General features: G+C 36.0%; 20 protein-coding genes and 1 CRISPR repeat array. Of the genes, 15 read left to right on the top strand and 5 right to left on the bottom strand.

Features of this window, described 5'->3' with window-relative positions:
• The first annotated feature begins 287 nt into the window (after window positions 1-287).
• Window positions 288-1,859, top strand: coding sequence for a M28 family peptidase (locus ACP3T3_RS05460; RefSeq protein WP_426478902.1), 1,572 nt, complete (start codon window positions 288-290; stop codon window positions 1,857-1,859).
• A gap of 995 nt (window positions 1,860-2,854) precedes the next feature.
• On the top strand, window positions 2,855-4,195 hold the full coding sequence (locus tag ACP3T3_RS05455; RefSeq protein ID WP_426478901.1) for a hypothetical protein: 1,341 nt from the start codon (window positions 2,855-2,857) through the stop codon (window positions 4,193-4,195).
• 89 nt (window positions 4,196-4,284) lie between these two features.
• Here ACP3T3_RS05455 and ACP3T3_RS05450 read toward each other — a convergent pair whose 3' ends face one another.
• Together ACP3T3_RS05450 and ACP3T3_RS05445 are read right to left on the bottom strand one after the other, a co-directional pair.
• Window positions 4,285-4,920: an HAD family hydrolase gene (locus ACP3T3_RS05450; protein ID WP_426478900.1), complete on the bottom strand. Its 636-nt coding sequence runs from the start codon at window positions 4,918-4,920 to the stop codon at window positions 4,285-4,287.
• A 38-nt stretch (window positions 4,921-4,958) separates the two neighbouring features.
• Window positions 4,959-7,082, bottom strand: a complete 2,124-nt coding sequence (locus tag ACP3T3_RS05445; protein ID WP_426478899.1) for a Tex family protein — start codon at window positions 7,080-7,082, stop codon at window positions 4,959-4,961.
• A 624-nt stretch (window positions 7,083-7,706) separates the two neighbouring features.
• On the opposite strand from ACP3T3_RS05445, the gene cas9 reads away from it, so the two are divergent.
• The 4 genes from cas9 to ACP3T3_RS05425 all read left to right on the top strand — a co-directional run bounded on the left by cas9 (window position 7,707) and on the right by ACP3T3_RS05425 (window position 15,634).
• The gene (gene cas9, locus ACP3T3_RS05440; protein WP_426478898.1) at window positions 7,707-11,993 is read left to right on the top strand and encodes a type II CRISPR RNA-guided endonuclease Cas9; all 4,287 of its coding nucleotides are present in this window, start codon (window positions 7,707-7,709) and stop codon (window positions 11,991-11,993) included.
• Window positions 11,994-11,997: 4 nt separating this feature from the next.
• Complete coding sequence (gene cas1 / locus ACP3T3_RS05435) at window positions 11,998-12,891, top strand: type II CRISPR-associated endonuclease Cas1 (RefSeq protein WP_426478897.1); 894 nt, start codon at window positions 11,998-12,000, stop codon at window positions 12,889-12,891.
• A complete protein-coding gene (gene cas2 / locus ACP3T3_RS05430; protein ID WP_007842732.1) occupies window positions 12,888-13,226 on the top strand; it encodes a CRISPR-associated endonuclease Cas2 in 339 nt (112 codons plus the stop codon). The genes cas1 and cas2 overlap by 4 nt, the downstream gene beginning before the upstream one ends.
• Window positions 13,227-13,283: 57 nt before the next feature.
• A CRISPR array of direct repeats spans window positions 13,284-14,716; the repeat unit is 47 nt; unit sequence GCTGTGACTAATCACGAAGATAATAATTTTTGAAAGCAATTCACAAC.
• Window positions 14,717-14,956: 240 nt separating this feature from the next.
• Window positions 14,957-15,634 carry a YceI family protein gene (locus tag ACP3T3_RS05425; protein ID WP_426478896.1) on the top strand — a complete coding sequence of 226 codons (678 nt, stop codon included), beginning with the start codon at window positions 14,957-14,959 and terminating at the stop codon, window positions 15,632-15,634.
• A gap of 81 nt (window positions 15,635-15,715) precedes the next feature.
• Here ACP3T3_RS05425 and ACP3T3_RS05420 read toward each other — a convergent pair whose 3' ends face one another.
• The gene (locus ACP3T3_RS05420) at window positions 15,716-16,072 is read right to left on the bottom strand and encodes a hypothetical protein (RefSeq protein WP_426478895.1); all 357 of its coding nucleotides are present in this window, start codon (window positions 16,070-16,072) and stop codon (window positions 15,716-15,718) included.
• Window positions 16,073-16,245: 173 nt separating this feature from the next.
• On the opposite strand from ACP3T3_RS05420, the gene ACP3T3_RS05415 reads away from it, so the two are divergent.
• From ACP3T3_RS05415 to ychF, 6 genes are all read left to right on the top strand, one after another.
• On the top strand, window positions 16,246-16,500 hold the full coding sequence (locus ACP3T3_RS05415) for a DUF1294 domain-containing protein (RefSeq protein WP_426478894.1): 255 nt from the start codon (window positions 16,246-16,248) through the stop codon (window positions 16,498-16,500).
• An 89-nt stretch (window positions 16,501-16,589) separates the two neighbouring features.
• Complete coding sequence (locus tag ACP3T3_RS05410) at window positions 16,590-16,796, top strand: bacteriocin-like protein (protein WP_426478893.1); 207 nt, start codon at window positions 16,590-16,592, stop codon at window positions 16,794-16,796.
• Between the two features lie 133 nt (window positions 16,797-16,929).
• Window positions 16,930-18,735, top strand: a complete 1,806-nt coding sequence (gene typA / locus ACP3T3_RS05405) for a translational GTPase TypA (protein ID WP_426478892.1) — start codon at window positions 16,930-16,932, stop codon at window positions 18,733-18,735.
• 128 nt (window positions 18,736-18,863) lie between these two features.
• On the top strand, window positions 18,864-20,477 hold the full coding sequence (locus ACP3T3_RS05400; protein ID WP_426478891.1) for a glycoside hydrolase family 10 protein: 1,614 nt from the start codon (window positions 18,864-18,866) through the stop codon (window positions 20,475-20,477).
• 258 nt (window positions 20,478-20,735) lie between these two features.
• A complete protein-coding gene (locus ACP3T3_RS05395; RefSeq protein WP_426478890.1) occupies window positions 20,736-21,287 on the top strand; it encodes a ferritin in 552 nt (183 codons plus the stop codon).
• A gap of 178 nt (window positions 21,288-21,465) precedes the next feature.
• Window positions 21,466-22,557: a redox-regulated ATPase YchF gene (ychF, locus tag ACP3T3_RS05390; RefSeq protein ID WP_426478889.1), complete on the top strand. Its 1,092-nt coding sequence runs from the start codon at window positions 21,466-21,468 to the stop codon at window positions 22,555-22,557.
• Between the two features lie 128 nt (window positions 22,558-22,685).
• On the opposite strand, the gene ACP3T3_RS05385 is transcribed toward ychF, so the two are convergent.
• Window positions 22,686-22,844, bottom strand: coding sequence for a hypothetical protein (locus ACP3T3_RS05385; RefSeq protein WP_426478888.1), 159 nt, complete (start codon window positions 22,842-22,844; stop codon window positions 22,686-22,688).
• 167 nt (window positions 22,845-23,011) lie between these two features.
• Between ACP3T3_RS05385 and ACP3T3_RS05380 the strand changes: the two genes are divergently transcribed.
• A complete protein-coding gene (locus ACP3T3_RS05380) occupies window positions 23,012-23,950 on the top strand; it encodes a helix-turn-helix domain-containing protein (protein ID WP_426478887.1) in 939 nt (312 codons plus the stop codon).
• A gap of 89 nt (window positions 23,951-24,039) precedes the next feature.
• On the top strand, window positions 24,040-24,804 hold the full coding sequence (locus ACP3T3_RS05375; protein ID WP_426478886.1) for an SDR family NAD(P)-dependent oxidoreductase: 765 nt from the start codon (window positions 24,040-24,042) through the stop codon (window positions 24,802-24,804).
• Between the two features lie 72 nt (window positions 24,805-24,876).
• Here ACP3T3_RS05375 and ACP3T3_RS05370 read toward each other — a convergent pair whose 3' ends face one another.
• Window positions 24,877-26,025 (bottom strand): methionine aminotransferase, encoded by a 1,149-nt coding sequence (locus ACP3T3_RS05370; RefSeq protein ID WP_426478885.1) that lies wholly within the window; start codon window positions 26,023-26,025, stop codon window positions 24,877-24,879.
• A gap of 114 nt (window positions 26,026-26,139) precedes the next feature.
• Here ACP3T3_RS05370 and ACP3T3_RS05365 point away from each other — a divergent pair, with 114 nt between their 5' ends.
• Window positions 26,140-26,256 carry a DUF2867 domain-containing protein gene (locus ACP3T3_RS05365; RefSeq protein ID WP_426478884.1) on the top strand — a complete coding sequence of 39 codons (117 nt, stop codon included), beginning with the start codon at window positions 26,140-26,142 and terminating at the stop codon, window positions 26,254-26,256.
• Window positions 26,257-26,418: the final 162 nt, after the last annotated feature.

Here is a 26,418-nt window from a genome sequence, read left to right as displayed (position 1 = left end):
TTAGCCGGCTTCTGAAGCCGGTTTTTTTCTGAACATAACGGTGTTTTTATTGAAGTACGTTAAAATATTTCCGGTTTTTCAGGAAGGTTTTGATGATATTTTACTATTTAATTATGCTGTATGAGACTATCGTATCGATGGTCTTTTTTTATGAATTATATTCAGTGATTAGCATTTTTTCTTTTACTCATTGGGGAAGTTGATAATATCATGAAAAACCGCTTTTTTAGGATGTTTTTTCACCATCTCCTTAATTTCTTTTATCTTTAAACCAATCAATATATATTATGAGGATAAATAGATTTTTTGCAGTGCCTGCAGTAATGCTGGCTGCTCAGTTTTCCTGGGCTCAGGTAAAGGTTGACCCAAAAGAAAGGTTAGATCCTATCGTAAAAAGTTTTGTAGATGAAGTTAATAATAATTCCCAGCTGGAAAACCTGGCATATGAGCTGTTGGACGGGATAGGGCCACGTCTTGTGGGAACCCCGGAAATGCTGGCGGCAAATGAATGGAGTGCAGGTAAGCTTCGTTCGTGGGGCGTGGATGCCGACCTTCAGCAATTTGGAACATGGAAGGGATGGCAGAGAGGAATTACTCATGTGGATATGACATTTCCACGTGTAAAGTCTCTGTCTGCAACGCAATTAGCATGGAGTCCTGCTACTAAAAAGGCTGTTGAGGCAGAAGTGGTTATTCTTCCGAAAGTAACTTCTAAAGCAGAATTTGACCAATGGCTCCCTTCTGTAAAAGGAAAAATTGTGCTGATGGCACAGTATCAGAAAGTCGGACGTTCTGATGAGCAGATCAAAGAATTTGCAACTCCTGAGCTGTATGAAAAGCTGAAAGCAGAAAAAGACCAGGCTGCCAAAGATTTTACATCTTATATAAAGAATATAGGATATGATAACAACAGCCTTCCGGATGCTCTGGAAAAAGCAGGGGCGGCAGGAATTGCCATTTCGAACTGGACAGGAATCATGGGCGCCAACAGGATATTCGGAGCAAAAACAAGCAAAATCCCAATGATTGATATTGATGTGGAGGATTATGGAATGCTGTACAGAATGTCAGAAAAAGGAGGAAAGCCTAAAATCAAAATTGATGCTCAGTCAAAAATACTTCCAGAAGCCAAAAGTTTCAATACAATTGGAATGATCAAAGGCAAAGAAAAGCCTGATGAATATGTTATTCTTTCTGCTCACCTTGATTCATGGGACGGAGCTCAAGGGGCTACAGATAATGGAACCGGCACGATTACCATGCTTGAAACCATGAGGATTCTGAAGAAATATTATCCCAATAATAAACGTACTATTGTAATCGGGCTGTGGGGCAGTGAAGAACAGGGATTAAACGGCTCACGCGGTTTTGTTGCGGATAATCCTCAGATCATAAAAGGTGTGCAGGCTGCTTTTAATCAGGATAACGGAACCGGGCGCGTGGTAAACATCAGCGGTCAGGGATTTGTAAAAGCGTACGACTATATCGGAAAATGGCTTGATGGAGTTCCAAAGGCTGTAAAAGGCCATATCAAAACTGATTTCCCCGGGATGCCTGGTGGAGGTGGCTCTGATCATGCTTCATTTGTGGCGGCAGGAGTGCCGGGATTTTCTTTGGGTTCTCTGAACTGGGGCTATTTCGGATATACCTGGCATACTACGAAAGATACTTATGACAAGATCGTTTTTGATGAGGTGAAAAACAATGTGATTTTAACAGCAGCTTTGGCTTACATGGCATCTGAAGACCCGGAATTCACTAACAGGGAAAAGAGGGTAATGCCTCAGGATGAAAAAGGAGAGGCGGTAAAATGGCCTGAAGTAAAAGATCCTAGAAGAAGTTCTAAAGATTATAAATAATTTTCTTATTTAAAATAATAAAGAATAACTGTTATCAGTTGGAGATGAAATTTAATCAGCGGTAATTCAAATGGCTCTGCGTAAGCCTGATATTGTATTCTTTTTTTTGCCGTTATGGGTTGAAAACACTGTAATTTAATAATATATGTTTTAGCCGATAACGGCTTTTTCTGTTTTTATATTTGCTTTTGAGGCTGTATTTCTAATAGCCGTCAAATAAAAACTCCCGTAAAACGGGAGTAGCAACTTTGATCAGTATTATAGATCGCTAAAAATCAAAATGAAAACTGATTTTGTTATTGAAAATTAAATCTAATTATAGAGAAGCATCTATTTCTGTTTTAAAAACTTGGCAAGATTTTCAAGCCGGGCATTTTCATTATGCACCAAGTCAGTTCATAGAAATATTGTGCTGTAAATTTAGATTTGATATTTCACCTAAGCAAGATTATAGGTACATCAAAAGTACATCATTTGGCCTTTTGTGGTACTACAACTTTTTTAAGTGATGGAAAATGCTTTTTTACAAGAAATTTATAACGTATCAGTGAACTTCAACTTCATTAAATTATACAGCTGCTTCAAAAACATATTTATCTATAGCAATGTAAGGTGAATTTTTGGTTTATTTATTCCTATATCGATTCCGTTTATGGGTTTTATTTAATCAGTATTTATTAATAATTAATTTTTTTTCATTTTAACTAAAATTACGAATAATTTTGCAAGTATTCTTATTTTTATTTAATTTTATGGCAACAAAATTGCACTGTACAATTCGGTTATAAAAATTTGTTATGCATATTCTGTTAAATGATTTTATATTGTTAAGAATTATCATCAATTTTTGCCACCTTTGAATTAATCATTATAGAATTACTATGCAAACACTAAAGCTTAATCGATTTTTAAAAATATTGATAAGCATCCTGGTATATCTGTCTTTTTCTCAACTATTATATTCCCAAACCTATACTCCTAAATATATAGATAGTATGTTGGTAAAGGTTAATGAGGATTTAAGAGTAAGCGGCAGGAAGAAAGAGCTGATTGACCTTAATAAGAAATTTAATACAATCAGTAAAAAGCAGGATTATAAGAGAGGTGAGGTGCTTTCATATATTAATCTGGGTAATATCTATGCAACTGTTGGCATGTATGAAAAAGGATTCCAATATCTGCAGCTTGCCGAAGAAAGCCTTGAAGAAGCAAATGATAACTATCTGTCTGCTAAGTTATATCAGGAATATGGCCAGGCCAATTATGTAATAGGTCTTTATAAAAAAGCAATTAAGTATAATTCAAGGGCAGTTTATTATGGAAAACAAATAAAAGATAAACAAGACCGCGAAATTTTGTCTCTGGTTTATGCAAATAGGGCTGACTTTCTAAGGAATACCAATTCAATTGATTCTTCACTGATTTATTTACATAAGGCTTTGGACGTAAAACCTACACCCGTCATCAATTCTATGATTGCCAATCACTATTTACTGTATGGTAAAAATGAGGATTCAGCAAGAGTGTATTTTGATAAAGCGCTTTCTCTTTTAAGAAAAAGAGATTACTGGGATTCTCAAAGAGCTCTCACCTATTTTTATTATGGAGATTTTTTATTTGCAAAAAAAGAATATACCCCGGCATTAGAATATTATAGTAAATCATTGGAAATACTCAAGAAAACACAAAGGGTATATCAGATTCCTGTATTATATCAGGCAATTGCCAAGACGTATAAAAAGCTAAACAATGATTTAAAAGAAAAGGATTATCTGGAAAAATACACCCAAATAAAGGATAGTCTCAGGAGTGTATGGGAGGAGTCTGTCAATACTTCTGTTGATAAAATGACGCAGGAAAAGGAGAAAGATGAGACAGCAAAACGAAGTCTAACCATTATGTATAATGGAATCGTTTTTTTATTAATTGCCCTTATTGTAATTGTTTATTATATCCATAACAGAAAAATTGCTCAAAAACATAAAATTATAGAAGAAAGAGAATTAGAGACAGAGTTTTTAATGAAAAAAATGTCTATTGATGATGAAAGACTGATATTTTTGGCAAAGAATAATGATCCTGTATTTTTTAACGAATATCAGGAGGCTTATCCTGAATTAGTGAATAGGCTTCTTGAAATTCATCCTAAGTTATCAATAAATGAACTTTCTTTTTGTGCCATGATACAGCTGGGTTTTTCTTCCAAAGAGATTGCTCAGTACGGATTTATGCAGCACAGATCGGTGCAGACCAAGAAAAACAGATTACGGAAAAAATTGAACATTCCATCTGATGTGGATATTTATTTTTTTTTACAAAATTTAAATTCCAGATAAGGTTTTGAAGATTCTTATACAAATGGTATGAACAAGGTGAAAATAAGATAAAGGCGTCTCCAGAGAAACGCCTTTTATTTTGTACTATCTTAAATATGCATTCCCAAATGTGAAAACGTAGAAACTGCCGGCTCATACAGGGAATCTGCCAGCTTTCCAAATCCATATTTACAGAAAATAAAGGGTAATCCATTAGAGCCGGCTGAATCATAGTCGGTTTGAGTATCACCAATGTACACAGAATCTTCTGCGGACAGCTGATTTCTCTCCATAAGCAGCCGGATGTTTTCAGATTTTGGCTTTTTGGTTCGTCCGTGAGATTCAAAATCAACAAACAGATCGTTGAACCGGTAATATTCCAGGAATGATTCAATATAACCTTCCTGGCAATTGCTGACGATAAAAAGAGAATGGGTATTAACCATGCTTTTAAGAGTATTTTCCACGCCATCATATAAAATTCCACCCTGTATGCGAAGTACTTTGTTTTCCCGGGCTACAATTTCAGAAAGAAGTTCCTGTGCCTGCAGATCCGAAAGACCTGGAATGATATCTTTTATAATATCATGAGCCAATAATCCCATATATTGGTCCATGTCTTCAGGTTTCAGTTCTCTTTTGATCAACTGATGTTTTCCTAATACTTCATTCCATATTTTGATGATTGTTGCTCTGGGATCCCATAATGTTCCGTCCAGATCGAAAATTAAGTTCTTTGTGTTCAAAATGACTGTTTTGTTGTTATATTTTAACTTGAAATCAATTACAAAACCATACTCAGCTGCACTCTTTTCCTCGCCTCATCCACTTCGGTTACCTTTACGCGAACATGCTGGTGAAGTTTTACCACCTCGTTGACATCTGAAACAAATCCGTCTTTCAGCTGGGAAATATGGACCAGTCCGCTTTCTTTGATTCCAAGATCTACAAAACATCCAAAAGCGGTAATATTATTGACGATTCCCGGAAGAATCATACCTGTTTTTAAATCTTTGATGCTTTTAACCCCCGGATCAAATTCAAATACTTTTGCTGCTTTTCTTGGGTCCAGTCCCGGTTTTTCAAGCTCTTTTAAAATATCCTTAATTCCTAAGATGCCGATCTCTTCTGTAATATAGCTTTCCGGCTTTACCTGAGCTATTTTTTCTTTGTTGGCAATCAGTTCATCAGTTTTAATGCCTAAGTCTCCGGCTATTTTTTCTACAATTCCATAAGCTTCAGGGTGTACTGCAGAATTATCCAGCGGATTTTTGGCATTCGTGATCCTTACAAAAGCTGCAGCCTGCTGAAAGGCTTTTTCTCCAAGTCTTGGAACTTTTTTAAGCTGCTTTCTGTCTTCAAAAGCTCCATGTTCAGTACGGTAATTGACAATATTTTCAGCCATTTTCTCTCCGATTCCTGAAACATAGCTCAGAAGCGACTTGCTGGCGGTATTTAAATTGATTCCCACAGAATTGACACATTTCATCACCGTAGAATCCAGCTCATTTTTTAATTGTGTCTGATCTACATCATGCTGGTACTGACCTACACCAATAGATTTGGCGTCAATTTTCACCAGTTCGGCCAGCGGATCAGAAAGTCTTCTTCCAATAGAAACCGCTCCACGTACTGTTACATCATACGAAGGAAATTCATCCCTTGCGATTTTACTTGCAGAATAGACTGATGCCCCGGCTTCCGAAACCACAAAAACCTGCAAGGGCCTGTCAAAAGCAATCTTTTTAATAAAGAATTCTGTTTCGCGGCTTGCTGTTCCGTTACCAATGGAAATAGCTTCAATATTATAGGCATTCACCATGGAACGGATCTTTTTCATGGCCATTCCGCTTTCATTCTGCGGGGCGTGAGGGTAGAGGGTTTCATTGTGCAGTAAGTCTCCTTTTTCATCCAGGCATACCACTTTGCATCCGCTTCGATATCCAGGGTCTATTGCCAGAATTCTTTTCTCTCCCAAAGGGGGTGCAAGAAGCAGCTGGCTTAAGTTTTCAGAGAAAATCTCAATCGCTTTTTTATCTGCTTTTTCTTTGGCTTCCTGCAGGGCTTCATTTGAAATGGCCGGTTCCAGAAGCCTTTTATAGCTGTCTTTTATGGCCAGTGCAATTTGTTCCGAACTTTCATTATTGGATTTAATGACAGCTTTTTCAATAAAATCAATGGCTTCTTCTTTATCTATTCCTACATTCGTTTTTACAAAGCCTTCTGTTTCGGCTCTTAACATAGCGAGAAGCCTGTGGGAAGGTGTCCGGTTGAGACTTTCTTCCCATTCAAAATATTGGGAGAATTTCTGCGCATCTTCTTCGTCTTTTTTAGCTTTTACCACTTTTGAAGTGATGACCGCCTTACGCTGAAAGAGCCTGCGGAGATTTTTACGGACGTACATATTTTCATTGATCCATTCTGCCATAATATCTCTCGCTCCCTGAAGGGCTTCTTCCTCAGAGGTAACTTCGTGGGTAAGGTATTTTGAAGCCAGGAAATGTATGTTATTGTTTTTCTGGCTCATAATAATCCTGGCTAAAGGTTCCAGTCCTTTTTCCTTGGCCGCATCAGCTTTGGTTTTCTTACGTTTTTTGAAAGGCAGATAAAGGTCTTCCAACTCCTGGATATCAAAGCTGTCTTCAATTCTCTGTTGAAGTTCAGGAGTCAAAGCATTCTGCTCTTCTATAGATTTTAAAATGGATTCCTTTCTTTTACCTATCTCTTCAAACTGCTTGCTGATTTTTGAAATCTGTTCGATCTGTACTTCATCAAGGTTTCCGGTTTTATCTTTTCGGTAGCGGGAAATAAAGGGAATAGTGCAGTCTTCTGCTAATAATTGTAACGTATTGCTGATGCTCTTTTCAGAAATATTAAGCTGTTTCTGTATAAATTCTACGGTCGTCATTGTTCTGTTTTCGGATAGCTAAAATAGGGTTTTAAAACGAAAAAAGGCGAGTTGCCTCGCCTTGAATGTTTTAGTTCACTAATTTATTTATAATTATTTAATGGCGTTTACTGAAACATTTGGCATAAAAAAAGCCCCCTGATTATGGACAAGAGGCGACCCAAATGTTTTCACAACGGAATAATCCTTATTGTGAATTGCTTTTCAAAATTATTAATACAAATATAGAAGAAAAAATGGAAATGTATTTACGGGAAACCATAATTTGGATACTTTTTTTATTGCTACTTTTATATGGTATCAAAAAATTAATAACGATGAAAATATCTATTAAGAGTAGAATAAGAAAGGCTACTCGAATAAGAGTAGCCTCAGTGAAAAGCAATTCACAACTGACTCCGCACGATCTAATTTCTTAAAACTTAGTTTATGCTTAGTCATTAATAAAATATTGACCAGTTACAAATTCTCGGGAAATTTATAAAATGAGATTGGTGCCTCATAAAATTCAATTCGTCAATTGTATTACTATCAATTTTAGACAAAGTTAAGATATATTTGTTTAAATTTGTGCGGAGTCAAAAAATAATTTATATTTTTAAATGTAAAATACTGATTATCAAAATGAAAAATATACTTGGATTAGATTTAGGAACGAACTCTATTGGATGGGCCCTGGTAAAACAGGATTTTGAACACAAACAAGGTGAAATTCTTGGAATGGGTAGCAGGATTATTCCAATGTCACAGGATATTCTGGGCGATTTTGGAAAAGGGAATTCTGTTTCGCAAACCGCAGAACGTACAAAATACAGAAGCGTGAGAAGATTACGTGAACGATTTTTATTGAGGAGAGAACGACTACACAGAGTTTTACATCTTTTAAATTTTCTTCCACAACATTATGCTTCACAAATTGATTTTGAAAAAAGATTCGGGAAGTTTAAAGTTGAAACCGAACCCAAATTGGCGTGGGAAAATTGGGATGGAAAGTTTTCATTCCTTTTCCAAAACTCTTTCAACGAAATGCTTGAAGATTTTAAAGCAAACGGACAGGATTTAAAAATTCCTTACGACTGGACAATCTATTATCTCCGCAAAAAAGCACTTTCTCAAAAAATTGAAAAGGAAGAATTGACCTGGATTCTTTTAAACTTTAATCAGAAACGAGGGTATTATCAATTGCGTGGTGAGGATTTTGAAGAGGAAAAAGATAAAACATTTATTCGATTAAAAGTTGAGAGGATTGTTAATTCTGGTGAAAATATTAAAGGAAAAATTCTATATGATGTTTATTTTGAAAATGGTTGGAAATATGACAAGCAAATTGTTAAAACTGAAGACTGGATTGATCGTACAAAAGAATTTATTGTAAGTGAATCCATTTTAAAAAGTGGGGAAGTTAAAAGAACTTTCAAAGCAGTTGATTCTGAAAAAGATTGGATTGCAATAAAAACCAAAACCGAACAGGAAATAGAGCAGTCTCATAAAACCGTTGGAACTTATATCTACGAAACACTTCTTCTAAATCCGAAACAAAAAATTAAAGGAAAATTGGTTCGGACGATTGAAAGAAAATTCTATAAAGATGAGCTAAAACAAATTTTAGAAAAGCAAAAGGAGTTTCATCAGGAATTACAAAATGATGATTTGTATAATGACTGCATTCGTGAGTTGTACCGAAACAACGAGTCTCATCAACTGACTTTAAGCAAGAAAGATTTTGTTCATCTTTTAATGGATGATCTTATTTTCTACCAAAGACCTTTGAGAAGCCAGAAATCATCTATTTCCAACTGTACATTAGAGTTTAGAAAATATAAAGATGAAAATGGAATAGAGCATACACAATATTTAAAAGCCATTCCAAAATCAAATCCTTATTATCAGGAATTTCGTCTTTGGCAATGGATGTATAATCTGAATATTTACAGAAAGGACGATGAAGCGAATGTTACCAAAGAATTTTTAAATACGAACAAAGATTTTGAAAGTCTGTTTGAATTTTTAAATAATAGAAAAGAAATTGAGCAAAAGCCATTGATTAAATTTCTTTTGGAACAAAAAGATATTAATAAAAAATTGCTTAACGCTGAAGCAGAAAAATATCGCTGGAATTATGTAGAAGACAAGAAATATCCCTGCAACGAAACCAAAACGATGATTTCTTATCGATTGGATAAAGTAGAAAACATTTCTGATGATTTCCTGACAAGGGACATTGAGCAGAAAATTTGGCACATCATCTATTCCGTCAATGATAAAATAGAATATGAAAAAGCCTTGAAATCTTTTGCGGCTAAAAATGCTTTGGATGAAAGTTCTTTTATCGAAGCGTTTAAGAAATTCCCGCCTTTTAAAAGTGAATATGGTTCTTTTTCGGAAAAAGCAATTAAGAAATTGCTGCCTTTAATGCGATTGGGTAAATATTGGAACTATGCTGATATTGATAAGTCTTCAAAAGATAGAATTCAGAAAATCATCAATGGAGAATATGATGAGAATATAAAAGATAGAATAAGAGAAAAGGCAGTTCATCTTACGACTGAAAATGATTTTCAGGGTTTACAATTGTGGTTGGCTCAATACCTTGTTTATGGAAGACATTCAGAAGCTTCAATGATTGGAAAATGGAATTCTGCCGAAGATTTAGAAGGATTTTTAAAGGATTTTAAACAGCATTCACTTCGAAATCCAATTGTAGAACAGGTGATTACAGAAACTTTACGTGTTGTAAAGGATATTTGGCTAAAATATGGAAATGGAGCAAAAGACTTCTTCTATGAAATTCATATAGAGTTAGGAAGGGAAATGAAACTTCCGGCTGACGATAGAAAAAAACTAACGAATCAGATTACTGAAAACGAAAATACCAATCTCCGCATTAAAGCTCTATTGGCTGAAATGATGAATGATCGTTCTGTAGAAAATGTTCGTCCGTTTTCGCCGATGCAACAAGAAATTCTGAAAATTTATGAAGATGGTGTTTTGAATTCAGGCATTGAGATTGAAGATGAATATTTAAAAATAAGCAGAACGGCGCAACCTTCTCCTTCAGATTTAAAACGATATAAACTTTGGTTGGAACAGAAATACAAATCGCCTTACACGGGGCAAATTATTCCTTTGAATAAATTGTTTACGCCAGAATACGAAATTGAGCACATTATTCCGCAGAGCCGATATTTTGATGATAGTTTTAGTAATAAAGTAATTTGTGAATCTGCGGTTAATAAACTGAAAGATAATTACATCGGACTTGGATTTATTAAGCAGTTTGGAGGAACTATTATTGAGCTTGGTTTCGGAAAAAGTGTAAAGGTTTTTGAAGCTGATCAATACGAAGATTTCGTCAAAAAACATTATGCTAATAACCGCAGTAAAAGAAATAAGCTTCTTTTAGAAGATATTCCTGAGAAAATGATTGAACGCCAATTGAACGATACAAGATACATCAGCAAATATATTTCGGGTGTTTTATCCAATATTGTTCGTGTAGAAGACGGTTCAGACGAAGGTGTGAATTCTAAGAATATTGTTCCCGGAAATGGAAAAATCACTTCCCAACTGAAACAAAATTGGGGATTGAATGATGTTTGGAATGACTTGATTTTGCCACGTTTTGAAAGAATGAACCAACTCACCAATTCAACAGATTTTACTACCTGGAATGAGAATTATCAAAAGTTTTTGCCAACCGTTCCTATTGAATATTCCAAAGGGTTTTCAAAGAAAAGAATAGACCACCGCCATCACGCTTTAGATGCTTTGGTGATTGCATGTGCTACAAAAGATCACGTGAATTTATTAAATAATCAATCGGCAAAATCGGATACCAAACGATACGATTCGAAAAAGAAATTGATGAAGTTTGAAAAAGTAGTTTACAATGATGCCAAAACAGGAGAGAAAATTGAAAGGGAAGTGCCAAAACAATTTTTAAAGCCTTGGGAAAATTTTACGCTAGATGTTAAACATAATTTGGAAACTATTATTGTTAGTTTTAAGCAAAATCTTCGTGTTATTAATAAAGCGACTAATTATTACGAAAAGTATGTTGAGAAAGACGGTACAAAAAATAAGGAAAGAGTAGAACAGAAGGGAATAAACTGGGCGATTAGGAAACCAATGCACAAAGACACGATTTCCGGTAAAGTGGATTTACCCTGGGTAAAAGTTCCGAAAGGGAAAATTTTAACAGCAACAAGGAAAAGCCTTGATAGTTCGTTTGACTTAAAGTCAATAGGCTCTATTACGGATACAGGAATTCAGAAAATACTCAAAAATTATTTAGCATTTAAAGACGGGAATCCTGAACTGGCTTTTTCACCAGAAGGAATTGACGATTTGAATAAAAATATTGAAAAATACAATGATGGAAAATCGCATCAACCCATCAATAAAGTAAGAGTTTTTGAATTGGGAAGTAAATTTCAGGTGGGACAAACAGGAAACAAGAAAGACAAATATGTGGAAGCTGCAAAAGGAACTAATCTATTCTTTGCTGTTTATGAAGATGAAAAAGGAAAGAGAAGTTATGAAACCATTCCTTTGAATGAAGTTATTGAAAGACAAAAGCAAGGTTTGTCTGTTGTTGATTTAAAAGGTACAAATGATTTCTACTTATGTCCGAATGATTTGGTTTATATTCCATCTGATGATGAATTGGAAAATATAAATAATATTGATTTTAAAAATATAGCAAAAGAGAAAAATGAAAGAATTTACAAAGTAGTAAGTTTTTCAGGAAGTCAAATTTTCTTTGTAAGACAGGATATTGCTACATCTATAGTTAATAAAGCGGAACTTTCAACCTTGAATAAAATGGAACGAGCAATTGATGGTTCTATGATTAAGGAAAATTGTATAAAATTAAATGTTGACCGTTTAGGTAACATTTTGAAAACATAGTATTATGATTACTCGCTCTATCTATATAGGCAATGCCGCTTATCTCAAGCTCAAAGATGAGCAAATGAAAATTCTCTGTCCGGAAACCAAAACGGAGAAGGGGAGTATTCCTGTGGAAGACCTGGGTTTGCTGATGCTGGATCATTATCAGATTACTATTTCGCACAATCTGATTCAGAAAATGATGGGCAATAATGTCGTGGTGGTGAGTTGTGATGCGCATCATTTGCCACATGGCATTATGCTTCCATTTTATGGTCATACCGAACATTCCGACAGAGTAAAAGATCAGCTGGAAGCCAGTGAACCGCTGAAAAAACAGCTTTGGAAGCAGACAGTGGAATGTAAGATTGAAAACCAGAAAAATGTCCTGATGAAACTTGGGAATTATTACGAACCGATGATTGAATATCAGAGAAATGTAAAGTCCGGCGACATAACAAATATGGAAGGGATTGCGGCGCAGCATTACTGGAAATATCTGATCAGCCTGGATTTTCTGAGACAGCGTTTTGGAGACTCTCCCAATCAGTTTTTTAATTTCGGGTATGCAGTTCTTAGAAGCATTGTTGCAAGAGCCATTGTGGAGACAGGACTGCTGCCTGTTCTTGGTATTTTTCATAAAAATAAATACAATCCGTACTGTCTTGCAGACGATTTGATGGAACCTTACCGTCCATTTGTTGATTTACTGGTGATGCAGTGGCTGAAAATTCATCCTGATACGGAAGAACTGACGAAAGAATTTAAAGCACATATTCTGCAGATTGCAACCAAAGATGTGAGCATAGATGATAAAACAAGGCCATTGCTGGTTGCTGTAAAAACAACGGCTTCGTCGCTTTACAAATGCTATACAGGAGAAAAACGGCTGATCTCTTATCCTCAACTGCTATGAATGCCGAAAGGTTTAATGCATACCGGATTATGTGGGTTTTAGTATTATATGACCTCCCGACCGAAACGAAAGCGAATATGAAAGATGCAAACCGCTTTCGGAAGGCATTAATTGATGACGGCTTTACGTTATTTCAGTTTTCGATGTATGTACGCCACTGTCCAAGCCGTGAAAATGCAGAAGTACATATCAAAAGAGTGAAATTTATGCTGCCGAAAGCCGGGAAAGTGGCCATCATGTGCATTACCGATAAACAATTTGGAGACATTGAAATCTTTTTTGCCAGAAATAAAGAAGAGCCACCACCAACTTTTCAGCAGCTTGAATTATTCTGAATTTTAATTCCTAAAAACAAAAATAATCTACTGAAAACCAGTAGATTATTTTTTGAGGCTGTGACTAATCACGAAGATAATAATTTTTGAAAGCAATTCACAACGTAGAAACTACTCTTCCAAATTATGAAATTGCTGTGACTAATCACGAAGATAATAATTTTTGAAAGCAATTCACAACATTATTCAGACCCTTTAATGATAATTTAACGCTGTGACTAATCACGAAGATAATAATTTTTGAAAGCAATTCACAACCAGTGGCCCAAGCGCCTGAAACTAATGAGTGCTGTGACTAATCACGAAGATAATAATTTTTGAAAGCAATTCACAACAACGATTTCAGTTTTACCATTATACTTAAAGCTGTGACTAATCACGAAGATAATAATTTTTGAAAGCAATTCACAACAAGTTTATATATTTGTGAGAAATTAAATCAGCTGTGACTAATCACGAAGATAATAATTTTTGAAAGCAATTCACAACGCAGCGCCTAACAGAATGCCGTTGTTTAGAGCTGTGACTAATCACGAAGATAATAATTTTTGAAAGCAATTCACAACATGTTCAAACTGTACTGAGCCTGCTGGCACGCTGTGACTAATCACGAAGATAATAATTTTTGAAAGCAATTCACAACATACTTTTGCATCTGTCAAAGTTTTTTGATGCTGTGACTAATCACGAAGATAATAATTTTTGAAAGCAATTCACAACAAATTTACGTTTCATTTATTTAAAACCAAAGCTGTGACTAATCACGAAGATAATAATTTTTGAAAGCAATTCACAACACTCCGCTTTGGCGGCTTTAGATACTTCCGGCTGTGACTAATCACGAAGATAATAATTTTTGAAAGCAATTCACAACACAAAGAATAATAGATCTTGAGGAACAAAAGCTGTGACTAATCACGAAGATAATAATTTTTGAAAGCAATTCACAACTGCAGTCACTAATGCTTATCCTATAAGCATGCTGTGACTAATCACGAAGATAATAATTTTTGAAAGCAATTCACAACATAAATCTTCTACCCAATATTCATCCTGAAGCTGTGACTAATCACGAAGATAATAATTTTTGAAAGCAATTCACAACATTTTTACACGTCAACTTTTGTCGTATTATGCTGTGACTAATCACGAAGATAATAATTTTTGAAAGCAATTCACAACTTCCTTCTTTGATCATAAACATTATATCTGGCTGTGACTAATCACGAAGATAATAATTTTTGAAAGCAATTCACAACAGGAAAGAATGTTGATAATGATGAGTGGATGCTGTGACTAATCACGAAGATAATAATTTTTGAAAGCAATTCACAACATAGCTACCTTTTGTCCCAATATGAAATCAGCTGTGACTAATCACGAAGATAATAATTTTTGAAAGCAATTCACAACGGTTTTCGGCTTCCCCTGTTTGGTTATTAGGCTGTGACTAATCACGAAGATAATAATTTTTGAAAATTATCTACACAATTTTGATTTTTTTCTGAATATCAATTTAAGTTCTATAGAAAATACATAAGGCCGGCTGTTTTTTACAAATGAAATATTCGAAGTATAGAAGAGAGGTGTCTCGGAAATGGATTTATAAATGCCAATAATATAAAGAATACCACATTTCTTGATGTATGGTAAGGATGCTACAAATAGGTTTTCATACTTTTGTACCCGAAAACAACAAAATTTCAACAAACTTTTTTAAACAGTTCAATATGAAAAAAATTAGCGTAATTGCATTTGTGGGAGTAGGATTGCTTTTAGCATCATGTGATAAAGGAAAATCTGCGGAGACTGCAGCTACAGCTCAGGAGCAAACCGTAGCAGAAAGCAAAGGAGAAACATTGGCAGTAGATACAGTAGGTTCAATAGTAAACTGGAAAGCATTCCACAAAGGAGGAATGGCTCCTCGTTGGGGAACACTTACTGTAAAATCAGGAGATATCAGTGTTGATGGAGGTCAGGTTTCTGCTGGAAACTTTGTGATTGACATGAACTCTATCAAAGTAGATCCGGCTTCAGTAACGGAAAAAGATAAAAAACCTGCAGATCTTGAAGCTCACCTTAAAAACCCTGATTTCTTTGATGTAGCAAAAAATCCTACCTCAGATTTCAAGATTACAAGTGTTACAGATTTGAAAGAAGCACCAAAAGATGCGGTAGCAGGAGCTAATAAAACAGTAAGCGGAAACCTTACATTATCAGGAAAAACAATGAATGTTACTTTCCCTGCTAAAGTGGATGTAGCAGAAAACTCAGCAGCTATTCAGGCTGAATTTACGGTAAACAGAGCAGACTGGGGAATTAAATTCGGTACTTCAGAAGCTGATCCGGCAGAATGGATGATCAGCAAAGATATCGAAATTGCTATCGATGTAAAAGCTAAAAAATAAGTTATTCAATTTCAATAACTACCAAGCTGTCTTGAAAAAGGCAGCTTTTTTATTGAGAAAGTTTTTATTCCAACTAAAAAACTAATTCAGAAACTTAGAATTCGGAATTCTTACACAATATTCACTCCCGAGATACAAAGGATTACCATGCTTTTCAGACCAGAATCCATCCAGCACATCCTTATTCAGGCATCGGTATACAGCAACACCTTTATAGGTTTTATGGTCTTCCCCTTTGTAGTTGAAGTTAATCACTAAAATCTGGTCTTTATAAAATCCTGTACCATTTTGCTGGTGGTCACCAATCATCCATTGGGCAATAATTCGGTTGTTCTCATCAAGGGATAAGGTTAATAGGCCATGGTAGGTGGGCACGGAAGATTCCTCCTGGTTGCTTCCTTCAATAGTATAGCTTCCGGCCAGATCATGTACTGTCATTGATTTGTTTTTATGAAAGGCAAATTTATAAAATCTTATTTTGGTAGTAAATCTTTTGCCTTAAACTTAAAAATCAGAATACTTAATCTTCGCTATGCCTTGTTTCTTGAAATCTTAAAATATTGGATCTTCTCTATAAATTAAACTTTAATTTTGCAGCAAATTAATTTTGAATGATTCCTTTTCTGTTCATAACAAACCTGGTTACATTTGGGGTTTTTGGTTTTGACAAATGGCAAGCCAAAAAACATCAATGGCGAATTTCTGAAAATACCCTTTTGGGAATTTCCCTGCTAGGGGGAATTATTGGAGCAGTCTCAGGAATGATCATTTTCAATCATAAAGTTTCCAAAAAATCCTTTCTCATGAAATTCATTCTTGTTGTCTTAATTGACCTGGTTTTGTTATACAGGTTGATAAGGCATTGATATTAAAAATGTTAAATATTTTAAAAATATACTTTTGTTGTATGTTTTTTTATATTTTTATCAGGCTAATAACAAATAAACAAATCAACATGAAAAATCTCAAAAAAATTTCCAGAACTGAAATGAAATCAGTTCTTGGAGGAATTACGAAAGGAATGGTAAAGTGTAAAGACGCAGATACCTGTATCGTAAAATGGGGATGGGGAACAGGATTCTCCAGTAATTGCGGAGAATTTGACATTATTTGCGGAGAACCGCCTGCAGTAGATCCTTGCGAAATAGTAATATGTGCATAATCATACAGGGTGTTTTCGAACACCCTTTTTTTATTCTATTGCCAATAAGTATTTTAAACAAAATATTAAATATTTGTATAACTAAATATTTTTTCATTAAAAATCACTACTTTTGCACCCGTAAAAATCTTTTATGCAAAACATTAGAAATATTGCGATTATCGCACACGTTGACCACGGGAAGACGACTTTGGTTGACAAGATCATTCACGCTACCAACATTTTCAGAGAAAATCAGGAGAGTGGGGAGTTAATTATGGATAACAACGATCTTGAAAGAGAAAGAGGGATCACAATCTTATCCAAGAATATTTCTGTTACTTATAAAGACACAAAAATTAACGTAATCGATACTCCTGGTCACGCCGATTTTGGTGGGGAAGTAGAAAGAGTATTGAAAATGGCTGATGGGGTTATTTTGTTGGTGGATGCGTTCGAAGGACCAATGCCGCAAACAAGATTCGTACTGCAGAAAGCATTGGAATTAGGATTAAGACCACTAGTGGTTATCAATAAAGTAGATAAACCAAACTGCCGTCCGGACGAAGTTCATGATAAAGTATTCGATTTGTTCTTTAACCTTGAGGCTACAGAAGAGCAATTGGATTTCCCTACATTCTATGGATCTTCAAAACAAGGATGGTTCAACACTTCATTAGAGCAGACTGAAGACATCCTGCCACTATTAGATGGTATTTTACAATATGTTCCGGAACCGAAAGTAACCGAAGGAAATCTTCAGATGCAGATTACTTCTCTTGATTTCTCTTCTTTCTTAGGAAGAATTGCAATCGGGAAAGTGACAAGAGGTGAGATCAAAGAATCTCAGTGGATCGGTCTTGCTCAGGCAGACGGTAAAATTGTAAAAGGAAAAGTAAAAGAACTTTACGTTTTTGAAGGATTAGGAAAGAAAAAAGTAACAGAAGTACAGGCAGGAGATATCTGTGCTGTAGTAGGTTTTGATGCTTTCCAGATTGGAGACTCTTTCGTAGATCTTGAAAATCCTGAGCCATTGGAAAGAACGGCAATTGATGAGCCTACATTGAACATGACGTTCTCTATCAACAATTCACCTTTCTTTGGTAAAGATGGTAAATATGTTACTTCTAACCACCTGAAAGAAAGATTAACTAAAGAATTAGAGAAAAACCTGGCATTAAGGGTTCAGCAGACTGATGATGCAAACACATTCTTAGTATTCGGTAGAGGTATTCTTCACTTGTCAGTTTTGATTGAAACGATGAGAAGAGAAGGGTACGAAATGACAATCGGTCAGCCGCAGGTTATCTTCAAAGAAATTGACGGTGAAAAATGTGAGCCTTACGAATCTTTGGTTGTTGATGTTCCTGAAGAATTTGCTTCAAGAGTTATCGATTTGGCAACTCAGAGAAAAGGAGACCTTCATATCATGGAAACTAAAGGTGAAATGCAGCACATGGAGTTCGAAATTCCTTCAAGAGGTTTGATCGGACTACGTTCTCAGATGTTAACAGCTACAGCTGGTGAAGCTATTATGGCACACCGTTTCACAGAATATAAGCCTTTCAAAGGAGCTATCCCTGGAAGAAACAATGGTGTTTTGATCAGCAAAACTACAGGTCCTGCTACAGAATACTCAATTGCTAAACTACAGGATAGAGGTAAGTTCTTCGTTGATCCGGGTGAAGAAATCTACACAGGAATGATCATCGGTGAGCAAAACAAACCTGGAGACCTGGTAGTAAACATCGTAGAAGCAAAACAGTTGAACAACATGAGAGCTTCAGGAAAAGATAAAGATACAGGTGTTGCTCCGAAAATCTTATTCTCCCTTGAAGAATGTATGGAATATATCCAGGGTGATGAAGCGATTGAGGTAACTCCAAACTTCATCAGGATGAGAAAGAAAATCCTTTCAGAAGAAGAAAGAAAAAGAGTAGAAAGATCTGCAAAAGCATAATATACTCTTATACATAAAATCAAAGCCTCGATTTTCGAGGCTTTTTTCTATACCAACCCATTAAATTGCTTATTTTGGCATAATAATCTCTGAGAAATAAAAATAAATTTTAAAGTAGTTTTGTGACTATGAGAATGAATAATTTAAAACGTATCGTTTTATTGGGTGTTTTTGCGTCTTACGCCTCATGTTCCGTTCAGAACAATGTGGTAAAAACACCTTCCACGAAGAATCCGACAAAACCCACCAACAATACAAGCCCACCAAAAGTAAATCCGGTGGCTGCAAAGCCAACAGCAGGAACAGCAGCTTCAACTGAAGAAAATTTCAGAACCAATCTTCCGGAAATCAAAAGAGAATTCCGTGGTGCCTGGATCGCGAGTGTAGCCAACATCAACTGGCCTTCAAGAAACGACCTTACCGTAGAACAGCAGAAAGCTGAAGCTGTCAATATGCTTGATATGCTGAAAGATAACAATTTCAACGCAGCGATCTTCCAGATCAGGCCATCCGCAGATGCACTTTATACAAGTAATATCGAGCCGTGGTCTTACTTCCTGACCGGAGAAACGGGAACTGCACCTTCTCCAAACTATGACCCGCTTCAGTTTTGGATTGAGGAAGCCCACAAAAGAGGATTGGAGCTGCATGTCTGGTTAAACCCTTACCGTGCACACCATACCAACGGCGGAGCGGTCAATAAACTGTCAATGGCCAACAAGCTGTCTGATATTGTTGTAAGACTGAAAAACGGAATGTACTGGTTTGATCCGGCTAATCCAAAAACTCAGGGGCACGTATCAAACGTTGTAAAAGACATTGTAAAAAGATATGATATCGATGCTATTCACTTTGACGATTATTTCTATCCGTATGCAACTTATAATAAAGGGGCCGATTTTCCTGATAATGCAACCTGGAATGCTTATGTAAGCAGTGGGGGCACCCTGTCCAGAGGAGATTGGAGAAGAGACAACGTTAATAAATTTGTAGAACGTATCTACAAAGAAATTCATGCCGAAAAAAATAACGTAAGATTCGGCATCAGCCCGTTCGGGATCTGGAAGCCCGGATATCCGGCTGGAATTGTAGGATCTTCGCAATATGATGAATTATATGCCGATGCTAAGTTATGGCTCAATAAAGGATGGGTAGATTATTTCTCTCCACAGCTTTACTGGCCTATAGATTCCAAAGGGCAAAGTTTTGAAGCGCTGCTAAGCTGGTGGCAGTCCGAAAATACAATGAAACGCCATTTATGGCCGGGGCTGAATACTGTTGAAATAAAGGTCTCGGACCGTCCTGCAGAAATCAAAAACCAGATTGCAATTTCAAGAAATATCCTGAAAAATGATGCCGGGGAAATCCACTGGAGTATTGCCGGGCTTACCAGGAATCCGAACATGCTTCCTGCTTTGAAAAACGGACCATACAATGAAAAAGCTTTAGTGCCGAGATCCCCGTGGATAAAGGCTGCTCCATTGCAAACCCCTACATTGTTTATGACTGACAACGGAAGTTTCGTACAGACGAGCTGGAGCACAAAAAATGCTGCCGATGTTTTCCTTTGGGCCCTTTTTACCCAGTACAACGGAGTATGGCAAACAGAAATTGTAACGCTGGATACCCTTTCAAAAGACATTCCTAAATTTAAAGATGGTAAAAAACTGAACGCAGTGGCTATTAAAGCTATTGACAGATTAGGAAATGAAAGTGATTATACTGCCAGAAAAATCAAATAATATGGAGGCAAAAGAGCAAACAGTTTGTCATTGCAAACCATTAAGTAAAGCAATCTAAAGAGGTGTTTTTCATAAAAATTAAAAGACAGCCAGTTCTGAAAAGAACTGGTTTTTATTTTAGAACAACTATAAATTATTGATTTAAAGTGTTGAAAATCAGTTGTTTTTTAACACCTTGTTCGGTTTTTTGAGTAAAACAACAGTTCTATCGGAATCATTTTTGCATGAGTACTCCCATAATCATCAAAATATAACATTATGAATACTAAAAGACTTTCCGACAACATGGAAAAGGCACTCAGTGATCAGATGAACAAGGAAATTCATGCGTCACACGTTTTTTTATCTTATGGAATTTGGGCTGATGATAAAGGATATCAGGGAATTGCCAATTTCCTTTACCGCCATGCACAGGAAGAAAGAAATCATTCAATCAAATTCATGGAATATATTTTAAACAGAGGAGGAAAACCAAAAGTAGAGGCTATTCCTGCTCCTCCGGCTGATCCGGAAAACCTGACAGCCTGTTTTGATGGAGTTTTTAAACATGAAGTTGACAATACAACCGCTATTTACAGAATTGTAGATCTTTCCATGGAAGAAAAAGACTGGGCAACCTGGAATTTTATGCAATGGTTTGTACAGGAACAGATTGAAGAAGAGACATTAGCTCAGAATTTAATTGATAAACTGAAAATCGCAGGTGGCGACAGAGCTACTGATGAATCTTTATTTACTTTAGATAAAACTTTACAGGAAGCACCGAATGATGTTCCGCTGGCGCAGAATGCTACAGGTGACAATCCATAAAACATCAGGTAACCCAAACCTTTTGAAAATCTGTCGGAATGCCGGCAGATTTTTTTATTATGAAACTCCCTTAAAAATCACTATCTTTGCACACTCATAATTCAAGGTTCAGAGTCCAATGTTTAAAGTTGGAGAAACCTTGGATTGCTCATAAACCTTAAACTTTGAATTTTACAATATGAAATGTGGAATCGTAGGCTTACCGAATGTAGGTAAATCAACTCTTTTTAACTGTCTGAGTAACGCAAAAGCTCAATCAGCAAACTATCCTTTCTGTACTATTGAACCGAACCTTGGAACGGTTTCTGTACCGGATCAGAGATTGTTTGAACTGGAGAAAATCGTAAAACCTGAGCGAGTTTTACCAGCTGTAGTTGAAATTGTTGATATTGCAGGTCTTGTAAAAGGAGCCAGCAAAGGAGAAGGATTGGGGAACCAGTTCTTAGCTAATATTCGTGAGTGTGAAGCGATTATCCATGTTTTAAGATGTTTTGAAAACGGAAACATTGTTCACGTAGAAGGTTCAGTAGATCCGTTAAGAGATAAAGAAATTATCGATATTGAGCTGCAGCTGAAAGATCTTGAAACTGTAGGGAAGGCCGTTGAGAAAGCTAAAAAATTCATCAAATCAGGGAAAAAAGAAGATATCCTTACTTACGAAACCCTTCAGAATTTACAGAAATTCCTTGAAGACGGTAAAAATGCAAGAGAATTTGGTACTGATGATTTCACAGCATCCATTATCGGAGAAGTTCAGTTGTTAACAAATAAGCCTGTACTTTACGTTTGTAATGTAGACGAAAACTCTATCAAAAACGGAAATGAGTGGATTGCCAGGATTGAAGAAATGGCTAAAGGCGAAGGTGCTGAAGTGGTGGTTCTGGCTGCGCAGATTGAAGCGGATATCAACGAGCTTGAAACTTTTGAAGAAAGAGAAATCTTCCTTGAAGAACTGGGACTTACGGAACCGGGTGTTAACCGTTTGATCAGAAAAGCTTACGATCTTTTAAAACTTCAGACGTATTTTACTGCCGGAGTGAAAGAAGTAAGAGCCTGGACTATCGGACAGGGATGGACGGCTCCACAAGCTGCAGGAGTAATCCACACAGACTTCGAAAAAGGATTTATCCGTGCAGAAGTAATCAAGTATAACGATTATATCAATTACGGATCTGAAGTAAAAGTAAAAGAAGCCGGAAAACTTTCTGTAGAAGGTAAAGAATATATTGTACAGGATGGTGACATCATGCACTTTAGATTCAACGTGTAATAAAAGTATTAAAGTTAGTTATAATAAAAAGCGCTTCCATGTATTTGGGAGCGCTTTTTGCATTTATGTGCTAAGCTTTTAATGATGAGAATCTTTTATTCTGCAATCCTTATTTTATTATTTTGAAACTATAGTTCAATACCGGGCTGGCATTGAATTTCTGCACAGGTAAAGGAAAATTTTTTGCAAGTCAGATCAGGGAGCAAGCACATTTCTTTTCCACCAGTAATTACTCTTAATTGTTTTTTGTTTAATTTTTTTCCAATTTGATTGATTTGATTTTTCATTGTTTTGACTTTTAATGGGTTAGTTATAACGAAAATAAGAAAAATAAATGAAGTATATCACAATGACTGGAAAAAATAAAATATAAATCAGAATTGCCAACATCAATTAAATCTTAAATCTGAAGTATTCATAACTTCGTATATTTGAATTTTACAAATCATCTGCCATGGAAAAAGTAGCACATACTTCACTGGAAGATTTTTACAGAGAGATGGCTGTCAAACTGGGCAAAGATCTTGAAAGTATTTTTCCAAAGGGGCTTCATAAAGACATCGGACACTTTAATGTTTTCGATATTGCCCAAACGTTAGAAAGAGCAAAGACCACTTACGAAATGCCTTATAATAGGAGAAAATACTATAAAATCAGCTTTATAAGAGGGCGGAACAGGGCAGAATATGCAGACAAGGTTATTTCAATACAACAGAATGCCTTATTATTTGCAACTCCGAAAGTTCCTTATCATTGGATTCCCGAAGACCCTGATCAGTCAGGGAGTTTCTGTGTTTTTACCGAAGATTTTTTCATTAAGGATAAATCTTATTACCATCTCGAAGATCTTCCTATTTTTCAGCCGGGAGTAATACCGGTTTTTGAAATTGATGATGAACTTGCAGAAGAAATTGAAAATCTTTTCAAAAAGATAAAAAAAGAAATCGATTCTAATTATGTATTCAAATATGATCTGATCAGAAACTATGTTCTTGAATTGATCCATTATGGGCAGAAACTGCAGCCGGCATCCAAAATATCGGCATCCAATGATGCTTCCATGAGAGTGGTTTCTTTGTTTATAGAGCTGCTGGAAAGGCAGTTTCCTATTGAATCCTGGGAACAGAGACTGCAATTGAAGACTGCTAAAGATTATGCAGACAGACTGGCAGTTCATGTCAATTATTTGAATAAAAGATTGAAAGAAAGCACGGGAAAGACCACCACAGAATTTATTTCAGACCGTATTATTCAGGAAGCTAAAATACTTTTAAAGCAGACGAAATGGAATGTTTCAGAAATATCTTATGCCCTGGGATTTGAGGAAATTGCCCATTTTTCCAATTTCTTTAAAAGGAAAACAACCTTCACTCCATTGGAATTTCGCTCCTGATTTGAATTTCGCAAATTTTAGATTGATTCGAGCAAATACTTCAGCCTGAAAATGTCCCAACTTTGTCTCATCAAAATAATCAAAATACAATGAACACAAAAACAAATATCGCGCTGGTAACCGGAGGAAGCCGTGGGTTGGGGAAAAACTCAGCCCTTAAAATTGCTCAAAAAGGATTAGATGTTATTATTACGTACAGGAGTAACAAAGAAGAAGCAGATGCCGTTGTAAGGGAGATACAATCTATGGGAAGGAATGCAATAGCGTTTCAGCTGGATACAAAAAACATAAAAAGTTTTGACACCTTTGTAAAAGATGTTACAGATCATCTGCAGGAAAATACAGGAAGTACTCATATTGATTACCTTGTCAATAATGCGGGAACAGCTTTATATTCGCCAATTATGGAAGTTACGGAAGAACAGCTGGATGATGTGGTAGATATTCACTTTAAAGGGGTGTTTTTCCTGACGCAAAAATTATTGCCGTTTATAAATGATGGGGGAGGAATTATCAATGTGTCATCAGGATTGGCAAGATTTGCAACGCCGGGTTCCTCTATTTACGGATCAATAAAAGCTGGAGTAGAGATGCTGACGAAATACATGGCTAAAGAATTAGGACCAAGAAAAATTAAAGCCAATGTTGTGGCTCCGGGAGCTATTGAAACAGATTTCGGAGGAGGAAGAGTGCGGGATAATGAAGAGATCAATGCAATGGTAGCGGGTGCTACAGCTCTGGGAAGAGTAGGACTTCCCGATGATATTGGTGGAGTGGTGGCATTTCTGTGTACAGAAGATGCAAGATGGATCAACGGACAAAGAATTGAAGTTTCGGGAGGCGTATTTTTATAATATGAATTGCCTGAACAAACCGTCATCATTACATAAATCGGCTGTCTCAAAAAATGGGACAGCCGATTGTCATTAGATCTTTGATAAATTTTCAAGAGCCTTTTCCAGCGTTTCCTGTTTTTTGGCAAAACATAATCTGATCACATTTTCATCCAGCTTATTTTTATAAAAAGAAGAAAAAGGAACACTGGCTACCTTATGATTGATGGTAAGCTCAGAGGCGAAGTCAAAATCATTTTTATCCGAGATCTTATCATATTTTACAGCCTGAAAATAGGTTCCCTCACAATCCAGCAGATCAAAAGAAGTTCCTGCCAACCCTTTTCTCAGAAAATCTCTTTTTTCCTGGAAAAATTGGTTCAGGTGAGTATAATGGTCGTCATTTTTCATGTATTCCGCCAGTGCAAGCTGAATTGGAGTATTTACACAGAATACATTGAATTGGTGAACCTTTCTGAATTCGTCTGTTAAACTTTTAGGTGCGGCACAATAGCCTACTTTCCAGCCGGTAACGTGGAAAAGCTTCCCAAATGAGGCAATAAGAAGACTTCTTTCTTTCAGTTCCGGATACCTGCAGATACTTAAATGCTCCTTACCGTCAAAAACAATATTTTCGTACACCTCATCACTCAAAATAAGAATTGAAGTTCCTTTTACGAGCTCAATAAGTTCTTGTATATCATTTTCTTTCAGGATTTTTCCTGAAGGATTGTTGGGATTATTAAGAATGATCATTCTGGTTTTTTCGCTAACGAGGGCTTTTACAGCTGTCCAGTTGATTTCATAGTCAGGAGCTTTCATTTTAAAACGTTTTACAACGCCTCCGAAAAGCTCTACAGTTGGCTCATAACAATCGTAGGCAGGTTCAAAAATAATCACTTCATCATCCTTTTTAATAAAAGATGCAATAGCGGTGAAAATGGCTTGGGTACCACCAGCAGTAACTGTTATTTCAGAATCCGGATGGTAGACCGCCTGGTGGCTGTTTTCAATTTTCCGTGCAATTTCTTCCTTTAAGCCAATCATTCCGCCAAGAGGAGCATATTGGTTAAAGCCCTTTTTAATAAAGTGATCTACATGGTTTAATAATTCCTGATCAGGCATAAAATCAGGGAAACCCTGAGACAGATTGATGGCTTCGTTCTCATTGGCCAGCTGAGTCATTTGACTGAAAATGGTGGTGCCTACATTGGAAAGTTTTGACAAAGGAAGTTGTATCATAAAAGCAGTTTTATTGACCGAATTTAATGAAATATTTAAAACAGTTTGATCTTATGGAAATAAAAATTAGAAAACGAAGAGTTTAAAGTAAATTCCCTCACCATATCCACTACTGTGAAGTTTCATAACTGGCTGGGCGTATTGTATTTTCTGCCCGTTCGTCCTTTCCATAAGTTGATTGTACCTGCTATGTTGAAAAATATGTTGAGCCAGCTGGAAAGCAAAACATAAAATGTTTCTCCAAAAATGCAAAAGTAAGAGTTCCGTGGTTTTAAATATATTAATGAAAATTTTCAGCGTTACATAAATTTTGCTTGCTTTTGTATGCCAACAAATTTAAAGGGCTTAAAACTGTGTGACTACTCTTCTGACTGAACAATAAAAGTTAGGAAA

This window comes from Chryseobacterium sp. CBSDS_008 (genome assembly GCF_049959325.1).
Taxonomy (GTDB): domain Bacteria; phylum Bacteroidota; class Bacteroidia; order Flavobacteriales; family Weeksellaceae; genus Chryseobacterium.
The sequence above is the reverse complement of the archived record's forward strand: the minus strand, read 5'-3'. Positions and strand labels throughout refer to the sequence as shown.

What these genes read in the sequence shown, in the direction of transcription:
- ACP3T3_RS05460 (WP_426478902.1), top strand. Translation starts at nt 288, where the DNA reads ATGAGGATAAATAGATTTTTTGCAGTGCCTGCAGTAATGCTGGCTGCT.
- ACP3T3_RS05455 (WP_426478901.1), top strand. Translation starts at nt 2,855, where the DNA reads ATGTTGGTAAAGGTTAATGAGGATTTAAGAGTAAGCGGCAGGAAGAAA.
- ACP3T3_RS05445 (WP_426478899.1), bottom strand. Translation starts at nt 7,082, where the DNA reads ATGACGACCGTAGAATTTATACAGAAACAGCTTAATATTTCTGAAAAG.
- cas9 (WP_426478898.1), top strand. Translation starts at nt 7,707, where the DNA reads ATGAAAAATATACTTGGATTAGATTTAGGAACGAACTCTATTGGATGG.
- cas1 (WP_426478897.1), top strand. Translation starts at nt 11,998, where the DNA reads ATGATTACTCGCTCTATCTATATAGGCAATGCCGCTTATCTCAAGCTC.
- cas2 (WP_007842732.1), top strand. Translation starts at nt 12,888, where the DNA reads ATGAATGCCGAAAGGTTTAATGCATACCGGATTATGTGGGTTTTAGTA.
- ACP3T3_RS05425 (WP_426478896.1), top strand. Translation starts at nt 14,957, where the DNA reads ATGAAAAAAATTAGCGTAATTGCATTTGTGGGAGTAGGATTGCTTTTA.
- ACP3T3_RS05420 (WP_426478895.1), bottom strand. Translation starts at nt 16,072, where the DNA reads ATGACAGTACATGATCTGGCCGGAAGCTATACTATTGAAGGAAGCAAC.
- ACP3T3_RS05415 (WP_426478894.1), top strand. Translation starts at nt 16,246, where the DNA reads ATGATTCCTTTTCTGTTCATAACAAACCTGGTTACATTTGGGGTTTTT.
- ACP3T3_RS05410 (WP_426478893.1), top strand. Translation starts at nt 16,590, where the DNA reads ATGAAAAATCTCAAAAAAATTTCCAGAACTGAAATGAAATCAGTTCTT.
- typA (WP_426478892.1), top strand. Translation starts at nt 16,930, where the DNA reads ATGCAAAACATTAGAAATATTGCGATTATCGCACACGTTGACCACGGG.
- ACP3T3_RS05400 (WP_426478891.1), top strand. Translation starts at nt 18,864, where the DNA reads ATGAGAATGAATAATTTAAAACGTATCGTTTTATTGGGTGTTTTTGCG.
- ACP3T3_RS05395 (WP_426478890.1), top strand. Translation starts at nt 20,736, where the DNA reads ATGAATACTAAAAGACTTTCCGACAACATGGAAAAGGCACTCAGTGAT.
- ychF (WP_426478889.1), top strand. Translation starts at nt 21,466, where the DNA reads ATGAAATGTGGAATCGTAGGCTTACCGAATGTAGGTAAATCAACTCTT.
- ACP3T3_RS05385 (WP_426478888.1), bottom strand. Translation starts at nt 22,844, where the DNA reads ATGAAAAATCAAATCAATCAAATTGGAAAAAAATTAAACAAAAAACAA.
- ACP3T3_RS05380 (WP_426478887.1), top strand. Translation starts at nt 23,012, where the DNA reads ATGGAAAAAGTAGCACATACTTCACTGGAAGATTTTTACAGAGAGATG.
- ACP3T3_RS05375 (WP_426478886.1), top strand. Translation starts at nt 24,040, where the DNA reads ATGAACACAAAAACAAATATCGCGCTGGTAACCGGAGGAAGCCGTGGG.
- ACP3T3_RS05370 (WP_426478885.1), bottom strand. Translation starts at nt 26,025, where the DNA reads ATGATACAACTTCCTTTGTCAAAACTTTCCAATGTAGGCACCACCATT.